The sequence below is a fragment of the Enterovibrio baiacu genome, assembly GCF_004120195.1.
GTDB lineage: Bacteria > Pseudomonadota > Gammaproteobacteria > Enterobacterales > Vibrionaceae > Enterovibrio > Enterovibrio baiacui.
Genome location: NZ_SCHN01000011.1, coordinates 66,130 through 78,597, shown reverse-complemented (window position 1 = coordinate 78,597; position 12,468 = coordinate 66,130). Strand labels below are relative to the sequence as shown.

The window sequence follows — 12,468 nt, the reverse complement described above, 5'->3', positions numbered from 1 at the left end:
TCTGGTACCCATTTGGGTTCTCAGTAAAAACAAAAGCGAGCCGATGGCTCGCTTTTTTGTTTTTGTCCTTGCTTACGCCCCATACTGTCTGGGTGAGAAAGCACCGTTTTAATTGGGAATAATCACGCTATCAATCACGTGAATAACGCCGTTTGATGCTTCGATATCTGTCGCGACCACATTGGCGTTATCGACTTTCACGCCATTCATGGTGTCGATTGAGATAACACTGCCTTGCGCTGTCGTTGCCTCTGTCAGATCTATCACGTCTTTTGCCATCACTTTCCCTGGCACGACGTGATACGTAAGAATCGCAACAAGCTGGTCTTTGTTTTCTGGCTGCAATAGGCTTTCAACTGTGCCTGCTGGTAGCTTTGCAAATGCTTCGTTGGTGGGTGCAAAAACCGTAAAGGGCCCCTTCCCTTGAAGCGTTTCAACAAGGCCAGCCGCTTTCACTGCTGCGACTAGCGTACTGAAATCTGGGTTTCCTGCTGCTATTTCAACGATATTTTGTTTTGGTTTTTCGTGCATTGACTCGTGATGTTTAGCTTGTGCGCTGCAAGCAGAGACTGCAAATACAACGAACACAGATAGAAGTGCTGATTTTAGAGACGATACGACCTTCGTAGAAATCATATGATTTCTCCTATTCCATTTATTGAAAGGTTGTGAGCACCTGCTCGATTTAGCTGATCAGCGAAAAGACATTACGGCGGGATGTTTAAAATGGTTTACCTGATGTAATAAAGTTTATTTCTCGCAACCATAGCTCGCGGCTAAATAATGCTGAAAAGATTTCTCGCTGTTTGTGGAAAAATTATCCGCTAACATGTCGACATTTATAATTCTATCGATACGGAAACTTCGGTAGTCATTCCTTAATTCACACCAAGCGACCAAGGTCCATACTTTGCCCCAATAAACTTGTCCAAGCGGCTGTACCACCCTATCAGACACGATTCCTTCACCAGTTTTATAATGAATGTGGATTTTTTTCAGCTGTGCTGTCGCCTCCCGTAACAACTCGTTGCGCTCGGCATTATCACTGCCAACATGAAAGGCAGGAACCTCTATTGGAAACTCCTCTATTTGGGCACGAATATGATCCGGTAAGATGGAATGGATTTTTCTTGATGCAGAATGAGAAGCCGCAGCCAGTTGCCTGTCGGACCATGCTCTCACCATGCGCATACCGAGTTCCATGGCGAGCATTTCTTCTTCAGTGAACATGAGTGGAGGCAAATGAGACCCTTTGCCTAATCGATACCCAACCCCTGCCTCGCCTTCAATCGGCACACCTGAAAGCTGCAGAGATTGGACATCACGGTAAATCGTGCGTTCGCTGACGCCTAGCTCTTCTGCCATCGCCATGGCTGTCACCGCGTAACGCTTAGAACGCAACAGGGTTAACAGCTCAAACAAACGTTCCGATTTACTCATTTAACTTCCTTGCTAAGCTGACTCTACACACTCACCCATGACACTCATTTTGACGGACTCATGCGCCATAACAAGTGTAGCGCCATCAATATGTGACACCATTTTTTGCGCACCAGCATCTTGCATAAAGTTGTTTGATGCCGCTTGCGCATTGGTGAGGTTGGTCCAATACACAATGTCCGTCCACTCTTGTGTCTCTTCATTCAAACTCAATGAGCGATAAACAAACCCTTCGCAGCCACTGATGTAAGGCAACGTACCTTCTGCCGCAGCAAGGAAGGTTTGCACTTCCGTGCCTTCTTTCAATTTAAAGCGTACCGTTTCAACGATGTTATCCATGGTGTTTTCTCCTTTCATGTGGGGTTGAAAGAAGCTTACTGCCAGCTACTGACAGAACATGTCAGGAGAGTTTCTCTCAACTCTCGCTGCTTGTATAATCAATGCCCTCAACACCATAAAAAAGAACAGAAATGTCGATGCAACTTAGCCAAGAATTAGAACAACTCTTAGAGCCCGTTCGTGGATTTCTCCACTGCGAAACGCCACAGGCATGGATAGATGAAGCCATTAAACCAGAGAATGAAACCATCTTGCTGCGTGACCACGCGAACTGCGAGCTAAAAGCTGCGCAAACCGCAATGTGGTTGATTCGCAAATACGGCATCGACAAAGACAGTGGCGCCTTGCTTCTTGAGTGGGCAAAACCCTATGAAGACTTCGTGTACAAACGCCAACATGACGGTGCATTTCATGCCAAGAAAAATGGGTTGAGCGCCCCATTAAAACCCAAAGCCGGCTTTGTACACGGCCAAGAACTGATCGACAAAATGGTTCGCTTGATTAAAGAAGAATTCCATCATTTTGAGCAAGTTATCGAGATCATGGAAAAGCGTGACATGCCCTACTCGCCTCTGCATGCGGGCCGCTATGCGAAAGGGATGATGTCAGCCGTGCGAACGCATGAACCTGCCACATTGATCGATAAACTGATTGTCGGTGCATACATTGAAGCGCGTTCTTGCGAGCGCTTTGCAAAGATTGCCCCCTATCTTGATGCGGAGCTGCAGAAGTTCTATATCTCACTGCTACGCTCAGAGGCGCGCCACTATCAGGACTACTTGACCTTAGCCGCCGCCATCGCGGGCGGAGACATTCAAGAACGCATCAAACTGATCGGCGAAAAAGAAGCAATGCTTATCCAATCACCGGATGACATGTTCCGTTTCCATAGCGGGTCGCCGCTGCAAGCCGCGTAAACGGTTCACGACCCTCAGCGAATTTGTGGGTCGTTGCCAGCACAACATCGCCTTCAATGTTCAACCTCGTTATCTAACACTCCATCTAAATCAACATAAGGTGACGCTCATTTCCTTCGAGAGTGATTGCTTATCAACGAATTGGGAATGCAGGGAATTATCATTATTGTCGCTTGTCTACATTGGCAGGTGTGTGTAAATAAGAGATGAGCAAAGAGAATTGCCACAAAGAAAAAGGGACAAGCATGTTTAAAAAATTGAAAGCATCATTAGGTATTGGTGCTGCTAAAGTCGACACCGTGTTAGACAACGAATCTGTCTACCAAGGCGCAATGCTAACCGGCACCATTCACATTAAAGGTGGCGACATTGAACAACAAGTCGATGCCATTTCACTCAAACTGTGTACCGAAGTAAAAGTGGAATCTGACGACAGCGTGAGTTATCAGAATTTCATTTTGGGTTCGATGCAAGCCGTTGACCCTTTCGTGTTCCAACCGGGTGAAGAAAGATCGATTTCTTTCGACATGCCATTACATGACGAAACGCCTATCACCGCAGTTTCAGCTAACTACAACCAATCAAAAGTGTGGGTTGAAACGTCGCTAGACATCGATTTCGCTATCGACCCAACGGACAGAGATTACTTAGAAATTCGCCCTCTGCCTGCGGTACAGCGAGTGATCAACCTGCTTGAGAGCGAAGGCTACCGCATGGTCAAAGCAGACGTTGAGCAAGGTCAATTGAACGGCAACGGTTTTTCCTCACGTTCTGGCTGTTACCAAGAATTGGAATTTCAAAACAGCGGATTCTTCAGTAAAAAGGAAATCGAACTTTCCTTCATTCTGGACGGCGACCGCATTCATTGCCTCGCAGAAATCGATCGCGCAATGGGACGCGGTGATATGTACCGTTCTTTCACCATTTCTCGCGATGCATCAGATACAGAAGTGCAGCAAGCACTGTCATCAACTCTGGGTGCATAACACCTTAAACAGCATCATCGACAAGCCTGCTTAGCAGGCTTTTCTTTTTCCTAAAGCTGTATTTTTAAAATGGACACACACTCTGACCGTGCACTTTTTCTCCCGTCATAGGATGCACAAAGAACAAATCACTTGCATGTAGCTGCAATCGGGAGGCCAAGCGCTCACTGGTATCGCTGCTGTACAAATCGCACCCTAAAATAGGATGCCCCATCGACAAACTGTGTATGCGCAGTTGATGCGTTCGTCCTGTCACTGGCGTGTATTTGACGAGTGTGCGTTGTGGGTTGGGATAGCGCGTAATAACCGCATAGTCGCTCACCGAGCGCTTGCCTGTGTCTGCACATAATTTCACGCGCGGGAACAGGGTTTTGTCTTTTGCAATGGCAGCCGTTATTTGGCCGTGATCCTCAGAGACCCAACCTTCCAACATCGCCATGTATTGCTTCTGAACCGCTCTCTCTTGGAACTGTTTATTCAGGTGCTTTGCAGACTCGGCATGCAATGCCACGACCATGATGCCTGATGTGCCGAAATCTAAGCGGTGAGGAAGTTTAGCCTCAGGAAAGGCAGGCGTCCGTCCGTCTTGCCCATGAACCAAGCGATGATGCACCGAATCCCAATTCAGCGGGTTTTTACCGGAAAGGCTAAACAGCCCGCTGGGTTTGTCGATCAATAAGATGTCATCATCTTGATACAGCAGCGAGATGAAACCCTCGCAAGCAGGTGCAACGAAATCATCAACAATGGTGTGGTTCTGCGAATCAGTAGCGGACATAGTGCGTCTTAGAATGTGTCCAAGCACGCTAAAACATGGCGAACTGGACTGAAGAATGAAAACGTCGTCATCATACAGGATATTCATAAACAGGCTTAACTATCTCTTGAATCCCTTTTAAGTGACAGTAACGCTGACTATCCCCTACTTGTCTCCCTCATTCTTTGTTATAACTAAAGTAATTCATGCAGTAAGGATAACAACAATGAGTGCACGACAAAGGGACATAACATTACGCTTTCTGGCGGAGCCCAGTGACGTGAATTTTGGCGGAAAGGTGCACGGTGGTGCCGCCATGAAATGGATTGACCTTGCAGCCTATGCATGCGCTGCAGGATGGAGTGGCAAGTACTGTATTACTGCCTATGCAGGCGGTATTCGTTTTGTTGCACCGATTCATGTCGGCAACCTTGTCGAAGTCAGCGCCAAAGTGATTTATACCGGCAACTCCTCCATGCACATTGCCATTGATGTGCAGGCCAGCGATCCAAAAGAACTGAAAAACCGACTCACAACCCACTGTATCGTCATCATGGTCGCAGTTGATGAAGCGGGGAAACCCTCCTCTATTCCTAAATGGATACCAGAGACAGACGAAGATAAAGAGCTGGAACAATCCGCAATTCGTTTAATGAACATGCGTAAGCAGATTGGGGAAGAAATGGAAGCACATGTGAAGTTGTTTAAATAGACGTCACAACCACACTTAATCCAAAGGCCGCATTCGCGGCCTTTTCTATGCCTCTCTGCTTTTTTCGCAGTACCGTTTTATGCTGAATGAGAAAGATTGACATTAGCTACCGTCGGTTTTAATTAAAAACGCGATGTAACGATAACAACACGCCTTTTTACCAAAAAAACCATACTCGCTAATCAAACACCGTTAAAAAGAATGAGCATCCCTTTCATACTCATGCCTCGCCGTGGCAACAAGAAAGTAACCACCTGATTTTAAGTCATAAAGTAAATTAAAAACGTCTAATCAATAAAACACTTAAGTATGGAGGTGTGTTTCTCATTTAGATTAATTACTCAACCAATGCCTGAATTCTCACTATTGCAAACTCAATGGGTTGGCATTCTTTCCATATTATCGAAAATGACGTGGCATCTTGACCCAGATTTAACAATATTTTCTCATCCTCAAAAAAATGCAAGGGAATGAATATGTCGAACATCATTAACGGTACTAACAACGACGACAGAATCATCGGCACAGCAGGTGTTGATTTCATCTACGGAAACGGCGGCAACGATTACATTCAAGGCGACGGCGACACTGATTTTATCTACGGTGGTGATGGTGACGACACGGTAATCGGCGGTGACGGCACTGATGAAGTCCACGGCGATGCGGGCAACGATTGGGTTCGTGGCGGCTTCCTTAACGACAACCTTTACGGCGATGCAGGTGATGATCTTGTAGAAGGTGGTTTGGGCGATGATTACGTTTCTGGCGGTACTGGCCATGATCGTCTCTTTGGCAACGAAGGCAACGACAAAATCTATGGCGGTGATGGCGACGACAAAGCCCAAGGTAACGATGGTAACGACTTCTTATCTGGCGGTCACGGTAATGACGTTCTTTTCGGCCACACTGGTAACGATGAAATCAACGGCGACGAAGGTAACGATGTTCTTTGGGGCAATGAAGGTGAAGACTTTATTCGTGGTGGCGCGGGCGAAGATTCACTTTGGGGTGGCTCAGAAGCTGACCAACTCTACGGCGGTGCGGACAACGACAGCCTTCAAGGTGAAGACGGCGCAGATAAACTCGGCGGCGGCCTAGGTGACGACAATTTGTTTGGTGGTAACGGCGGCGACCAACTGTTCGGTGATGAAGGCAACGACATGTTAAACGGCGGCGGCGGTAATGATTACCTTGTTGGCGGTGACGGTCATGACACCATGTACGGTGAAGGCAACAACGACAGAATGCTGGGTGGTGAAGGCAACGACATCATGTATGGCGGTAACAACCTTGACTACCTCCATGGTGGCACAGGTAACGATGAACTGCATGGCGGCAACAATAATGACGAACTGCGTGGTTCAGAGGGCGATGATACCCTGTACGGCGATGCCGGCGACGACTTCCTCAACGGCGGTAAAGGCAATGATTATCTTGATGGTGGCTTCCACAACGATATCCTAGAAGGTCACTTAGGCAACGATACCCTCAAAGGTGGCGCCGCACATGACAAACTCTATGGCGGCGGTAATGACGATCACCTGTATGGTGAAAACGGCGACGATTACTTGGTCGGCGGTAATGGCAACGACTACATGGTTGGTGGATTCGGTGCAGATACCTTCTTCTTTGAATATCGCGATGGTAACAACACCATTGCGGACTTCTCTAAAGGCCAAGGTGACACGCTTCAGATTGACAGTTCACTGCTGACATCATTCAAACAAGTCGGCGTGACGCAATCTGGCAGCGACACTATCTTAGACTTCGGTAACAAAACAACGGTTACCCTTGAAGACTTTAATGCCAACAAAGTGTCTAGCGACATGTTTGATTTCGTATAATTTCTGAAAGAAATCATATGTTTAAAAAAGGCCGCAACAGCGGCCTTTTTATCGTTTAATCAAACGCTAACCCATGGTGGGCATGGTGAAGTGACTGTCATGTTTTTCCAAACGCACGCTGGCTGGCCAACGCGTGGTAACGGTTTTCATGCGGGTATAAAAACGCACACCGTCATTGCCATGCACGTTTAATGGCCCAAAGATGGAACGCTTCCAACCACCAAAGCTGTGGAAGGCCATGGGCACAGGAATCGGCACATTCACACCGACCATACCTGCCAAGACATCTTCACTGAATTGGCGTGCCGTTTCGCCATCTCGTGTGAAGATTGCTGAACCGTTCCCATATTCATGACGATTGATGAGTTCGAGCGCCGTTTGATAATCCGGCACACGAACCACAGACAACACGGGGCCAAAGATCTCTTCTTGATAAATGCTCATGTCAGGCGTGACATCATCAAACAAGGTTGGACCAACGTAGAAGCCGTTTTCATGCCCTTCAACCTGGCAATTTCGACCATCCACCACCAGCTTTGCACCCTGCGCTTCGCCAGCATTGATGTAACCCAGAATTTTGTCTTTATGCTGCGCTGAAATCACAGGGCCCATGTCATTTTCAGGGCCATCCACAATGCCCGGACCGACACGCATGTTAGCAATGCTGTCAGACAGAGAAGCTACCAAGGTATCTGCCGTTTCATCGCCCACGGCAACCACGACAGACAATGCCATGCAACGTTCACCCGCAGCGCCAAACCCAGCCCCCATGATGGCGCTAGAGGCCATGTCCATGTCAGCATCCGGCATTAAGATACAATGGTTTTTCGCCCCCCCCAGCGCTTGGCAACGTTTGCCGTGTGCAGACGCCGTGGCATAGATGTATTCAGCAATCGGCGTTGAACCCACAAAGCTAACAGCTTGAACACGAGGATCGGTCAGCAACACATCTACCGCTTCTTTGTCGCCATTCACAACATTAAACACGCCGTCAGGCAAACCTGCTTCTTTTAAAAGCTCGCCCAGCATCAAACCCAGTGAGGGATCTTTCTCTGACGGTTTCAGCACAAAGGTGTTGCCCGTTGCAATGGCAATCGGAAACATCCACATAGGCACCATAGCAGGAAAGTTAAACGGCGTGATCCCAGCACAAACGCCAAGTGGTTGCATCAGAGAGTGGCTATCAACACCCGAACCGACGTTTGCAGAACTCTCCCCTTTTTGCAGATGGGGAATGCCACAGGCAAATTCCACCACTTCTAAACCACGGGTCAACTCGCCTACGGCATCTGAATACACTTTACCGTGTTCGTTACTGATCAAACGTGCCAGCGTATCTTGATGCTTCTCAAGTAAGGCTTTGAACTTAAACATGACGCGCGCACGACGAAGTGGCGGTGTTTTCGCCCACGCTGGAAAAGCAGCTTGTGCCGCTGCAATGGCCTGCTCCGTTTCTTGGGCGCTACTCAACGCGACTTGTTTAGTTTGCTCACCCGTGGCGGGGTTAAATACCGCACCAAATCGGGTTGTCTGACTTTCAGCAATGCTGCCATTAACAAAATTATGAACCGTTTCCATGTCTTGGGTCTCCCTGTATTGCGCTGCATGCGGGGTTATTTAGCGTTCAATTCTTCTCTATCAACACCGCCACTTTTCTATAGGCGGTGTTGCACTCATTTTTCTCAGAGCAAGCCTGCTTCTCTTGCGTAAGCCTCAAGGTTTTTATGCCCTTTTTTCGCGTAAGTCAGCGGATGAGCGATGGCAGGATCCTGCTCTGCCTCCACCACCAGCCAACCGTTATAATCACTGTCCTTGAGCACTGCCATAACAGCAGAGTAGTCGATACAGCCATCACCAGGCACGGTGAATACGCCGTTTAGCACGGCATCCAAGAAGCTAAGTCGACGATTATTCGCGTCATCGAGAATGGATTGTCGAATGTCCTTGCAATGCACGTGATTGATGCGCGCAGCATGACGTTTCGCAACAGCAACCGGATCGCCACCAGCAAAATGGAGGTGACCCGTATCCAGCAACAAGCCCACTTCTTCGCCCGTGACATCCATTAAGCGATCAATGTCCGACTCACTTTCGATCACTGTGCCCATATGATGGTGATAGGCAATTTGAACACCTTGTGATTGGGTATATTTTGCAAACGCCGTGAGTTTCTCGCCGTATTCCTGCCAACGGTTTTCTGGGAAACGAGGTCGACGCTCAACAGGCATAGTGATGTTGCCGTGAACACACCCAGTTACCTCCGCAAACACCATCACCTTTGCGCCTAGCGTTTTAAGTAAATCCAGGTGAGATTGCACCGCATCGATTTCCTGCTCAACAGAACGGCTTAACAATTCTCCTGAATACCAGCCTGAAACCAACGTCAATTCGTGCTTTCGCAAAATTGGGCCCAATACTTCTGGGGTTCTTGGGAATTTATTGCCCAATTCAAACCCCGTAAACCCGGCTAACTTCCCTTCCGCCAAACATACATCAAGGGGCGTTTCTGCCCCCAAAGAGGGAAGATCATCATTCGTCCAAGTCAGTGGATTGATGCCTCGTTGAACTGCCATGTTTCGCTCCTTGTCTCTTCCATCGCCGATCTGTCGTTAAAAGAAGTGGGCACTCCCATTAACGTTGACGCCATGTATCAATCAAATCCAAGTAGTTCTGTTTCACAGCATCTACGAACTCGTCACCCGTTAGCTCACCTCGCATCCATTGTCGGCTTGGTTCGCCAAAAATAGTGCGCCCTACGGCAAAACCACGCACAGTGCGCGATTGAGAAGCGGCAGAGAAACCCGCTTTAAGTTGTTCAGCAGGTTGATCTAACCCCAAGAGCACAACACCACGACAGTGAGAATCACGATGTTCTATCAAGGCATCAACGTCCTTCCAGCCCTGCGCAGTGAGTGGCGGCAATTTCCACCAATCGGGTTTAATCCCTAAGTTATACAAACGCTCCATGACACGCTGATACAAGGCATCTGCTTCCTTGTCCGAACTGACAGGCACGTCTTTCGGTAGAATGACTTCAATCAGCAATTCATTGGTACTTTCGCAACAGGCGTTGTACACCTCTTTTAAGGTTTCTTCCTGCTCAAGTTGCAGTTCACGTTCGTCATCGGGATGGTAGAACATCAAACATTTCACCACCTGCTCGCGTGGCCAACTCGCCAATTGCGTGCCGATATTGCCATTTTCGAGGCGAAGTGGACGCGAACCTGGCAGTTCAATGGGTCGACCAACCCAGTAGCGCTCTGCCACTGAATCCCCATACCCGGTTGCGTCGTTGAGTACATCCATGCCAAAAGTGGAATCACACAGAATGCCTGCTTTCCCCGTTAAACCACTTTCTGCCGTGACATCTTTCACCGCCTGCCAAATGAGTGATTTCAAATGCGGAATGTGTGCCACATCAATCCCTGCACTGAGCGCCATTTCGACAAACTGCGAACGATGATCAAACGCGAGTACACATAACTCTGGCCAGGCTTTTTCACGGGTAGTCACACGGTGAAGATGGTTCAACATCGCATCACGATCAGGACGTGGCACTTCATGCTCACGCAGCAAATAATTATCAAGCTCTTCTTTGGTCGGCATCGCAGGAGAACAACCGTGGCGAGATACAACCAGGGCACCACATGCATTGGCATAGCGGCAGCTTTGCTCCCATGATTCGTCGTTCAGATATCCGCGCAGCAGACCAGACATAAAGGCATCACCCGCCCCCAGCACATTCAGCACTTCAACTCGCACACCTTTCACTGTGATGCCATCGTCTAACTGGCTGCCGATCTCATCGGTAAATACGCTACAACCCAGTGGACCGCGTTTACACACCAAAGTGGCGTCTGTCAGTTCGCGCACTTTTTTCAACGCACCAATAGAATCTTCCGTGCCACCTGCAATGTGAAATTCTTCTTCTGTGCCGACAATCAGGTCAAACAGCCCCAGCACTTCTTGCAACTGGTTGGTGACATCATCAGACGCGATGAAGCGGGTTTCGCCGTCACCCAATGAGGTTAACCCCCAAAGCACAGGACGAAAATCCACGTCCAACGCAGTGCGCACGCCATGTTTGCGCGCGTAATTAAGCGCGGTGATCACCGCTTGGCGAGAACTTGGATTTGAAAGGTGCGTGCCCGTGATGGCTAAACATTTCGCGGATGCGATGTATTCTTCGCTAATGTCTTCGGGCGTGATGGCTTGATCGGCACAGTTTTCACGAAAGAAAATCAAAGGGAAGGTATCTTTGTCTTTGATGCCGAGTAACACCAACGCTGTCAGACGCTCTTTGTCTGTGATGATATGGCTAGTATCTACGCCCACACGTTCTAACTCTTCACGAACAAAACGCCCCATGTGCTCATCACCCACACGAGCAAGCATGCCGGATTTGAGCCCTTGTCGGGCCGTTCCATGGGCCACATTGCCAGACGAACCACCTAAATATTTAGCGAACGTTCGCATATCCTCGAGCCTTGAACCGACTTGCTCTCCATAGAGATCGACCGCTACGCGCCCAAGGCAGATAACATCCAGTGTTCTTTTCCGCGTCGTCATGTATGACTCCTGTCCGACTGTGTTGGTGTGAAGAAGGGGTGAAGTGAAACGTTTCGAAACACAGAAAACCATAACGAAACGTTTATTTCATTTAATAGTAAGATCTAAACGTTTATCACGCAACCAATGAAATAAACATTTCATTAACGAAATAGACAAAGATGTGATCACAAGGCAAATAACAGACAAATTCTTTGACTAGACGACTGGTCTAATTGATCTTAAGATACGCGCCATGAATACAGACACACACCCTACCCGCCAACACATTTTAGATGTGGGCTACCAATTGATCGTTGAGAAAGGCTTTACCAGTGTAGGCCTGTCTCAATTGCTCGCGCATGCCGGTGTGCCGAAAGGCTCGTTTTATCATTACTTCAGATCCAAAGAGCAGTTTGGTGAAGCATTGATCACCGAGTATTTCGCTAATTACCGACAGCGCCTCGATGCGTTGTTCAGTGACCCAAGCATCAGTGGCTATGAAAAGCTCATGCAGTATTGGCGTAAATGGATTGAGGTAAATGACGGCACATGCAACAACCAGCGTTGTTTAGTGGTTAAGCTAAGCGGTGAAGTGTCAGATCTGTCTGAAGCAATGCGCTTGTCCTTGCTTGATGGTGCAAATCACATCATTGCCTTGATTGCTCAATGTATCAAAGAAGGCACCGAAGACGGCTCCATTCAGGTCAAAGACAGCCATGTTGCCGCCAATCAGCTTTACTATTTGTGGATTGGTGCAAGCCTAATGAGCAAACTCAGCCAAAACACCGATGGCATGTCACAAGCATTGCTTTCAACTGAACAATTATTGAAAGGCAACACAGCCTTTTAAACCGACATCACCCCAAACAACGTGAAGATGCTCGCTGGATCCGGCATCTTCACCTTGTTTGGGTATAAGCGA

General features: G+C 48.1%; 12 protein-coding genes. 5 read left to right on the top strand and 7 right to left on the bottom strand.

Features of this window, described 5'->3' with window-relative positions; translation table 11 throughout:
• Window positions 1–108 precede the first annotated feature (108 nt).
• From EQP46_RS12855 to EQP46_RS12845, 3 genes are all read right to left on the bottom strand, one after another.
• Window positions 109–636, bottom strand: a complete 528-nt coding sequence (locus EQP46_RS12855; RefSeq protein WP_129494048.1) for a fasciclin domain-containing protein — start codon at window positions 634–636, stop codon at window positions 109–111.
• Window positions 637–750: 114 nt separating this feature from the next.
• Window positions 751–1,440 (bottom strand): helix-turn-helix transcriptional regulator, encoded by a 690-nt coding sequence (locus EQP46_RS12850; RefSeq protein ID WP_129494047.1) that lies wholly within the window; start codon window positions 1,438–1,440, stop codon window positions 751–753.
• A 12-nt stretch (window positions 1,441–1,452) separates the two neighbouring features.
• A complete protein-coding gene (locus tag EQP46_RS12845) occupies window positions 1,453–1,779 on the bottom strand; it encodes a hypothetical protein (RefSeq protein ID WP_129494046.1) in 327 nt (108 codons plus the stop codon).
• Window positions 1,780–1,916: 137 nt separating this feature from the next.
• On the opposite strand from EQP46_RS12845, the gene miaE reads away from it, so the two are divergent.
• Window positions 1,917–2,696 carry a tRNA isopentenyl-2-thiomethyl-A-37 hydroxylase MiaE gene (gene miaE / locus EQP46_RS12840; protein ID WP_167482769.1) on the top strand — a complete coding sequence of 260 codons (780 nt, stop codon included), beginning with the start codon at window positions 1,917–1,919 and terminating at the stop codon, window positions 2,694–2,696.
• 245 nt (window positions 2,697–2,941) lie between these two features.
• Window positions 2,942–3,682 carry a sporulation protein gene (locus EQP46_RS12835; protein WP_167482767.1) on the top strand — a complete coding sequence of 247 codons (741 nt, stop codon included), beginning with the start codon at window positions 2,942–2,944 and terminating at the stop codon, window positions 3,680–3,682.
• 64 nt (window positions 3,683–3,746) lie between these two features.
• Here the strand turns inward: EQP46_RS12835 and EQP46_RS12830 are convergent, their stop codons facing one another.
• Window positions 3,747–4,460 (bottom strand): RluA family pseudouridine synthase, encoded by a 714-nt coding sequence (locus tag EQP46_RS12830; protein ID WP_192545508.1) that lies wholly within the window; start codon window positions 4,458–4,460, stop codon window positions 3,747–3,749.
• A gap of 205 nt (window positions 4,461–4,665) precedes the next feature.
• Between EQP46_RS12830 and EQP46_RS12825 the strand changes: the two genes are divergently transcribed.
• Window positions 4,666–5,151: an acyl-CoA thioesterase gene (locus EQP46_RS12825; protein ID WP_129494042.1), complete on the top strand. Its 486-nt coding sequence runs from the start codon at window positions 4,666–4,668 to the stop codon at window positions 5,149–5,151.
• Window positions 5,152–5,627: 476 nt separating this feature from the next.
• Entirely contained in the window at window positions 5,628–6,995 is a 1,368-nt protein-coding gene (locus EQP46_RS12820; protein WP_129494041.1) for a calcium-binding protein, read from the top strand.
• A 66-nt stretch (window positions 6,996–7,061) separates the two neighbouring features.
• On the opposite strand, the gene EQP46_RS12815 is transcribed toward EQP46_RS12820, so the two are convergent.
• The 3 genes from EQP46_RS12815 to EQP46_RS12805 all read right to left on the bottom strand — a co-directional run bounded on the left by EQP46_RS12815 (window position 7,062) and on the right by EQP46_RS12805 (window position 11,564).
• Window positions 7,062–8,573 carry a CoA-acylating methylmalonate-semialdehyde dehydrogenase gene (locus EQP46_RS12815; RefSeq protein WP_129494040.1) on the bottom strand — a complete coding sequence of 504 codons (1,512 nt, stop codon included), beginning with the start codon at window positions 8,571–8,573 and terminating at the stop codon, window positions 7,062–7,064.
• Window positions 8,574–8,677: 104 nt separating this feature from the next.
• Window positions 8,678–9,568, bottom strand: a complete 891-nt coding sequence (iolE, locus tag EQP46_RS12810; RefSeq protein ID WP_129494039.1) for a myo-inosose-2 dehydratase — start codon at window positions 9,566–9,568, stop codon at window positions 8,678–8,680.
• Window positions 9,569–9,626: 58 nt separating this feature from the next.
• Window positions 9,627–11,564, bottom strand: a complete 1,938-nt coding sequence (locus EQP46_RS12805) for a bifunctional 5-dehydro-2-deoxygluconokinase/5-dehydro-2-deoxyphosphogluconate aldolase (RefSeq protein ID WP_129494038.1) — start codon at window positions 11,562–11,564, stop codon at window positions 9,627–9,629.
• Window positions 11,565–11,799: 235 nt separating this feature from the next.
• Between EQP46_RS12805 and EQP46_RS12800 the strand changes: the two genes are divergently transcribed.
• A complete protein-coding gene (locus EQP46_RS12800; protein ID WP_129494037.1) occupies window positions 11,800–12,396 on the top strand; it encodes a TetR/AcrR family transcriptional regulator in 597 nt (198 codons plus the stop codon).
• Window positions 12,397–12,468 lie beyond the last annotated feature (72 nt).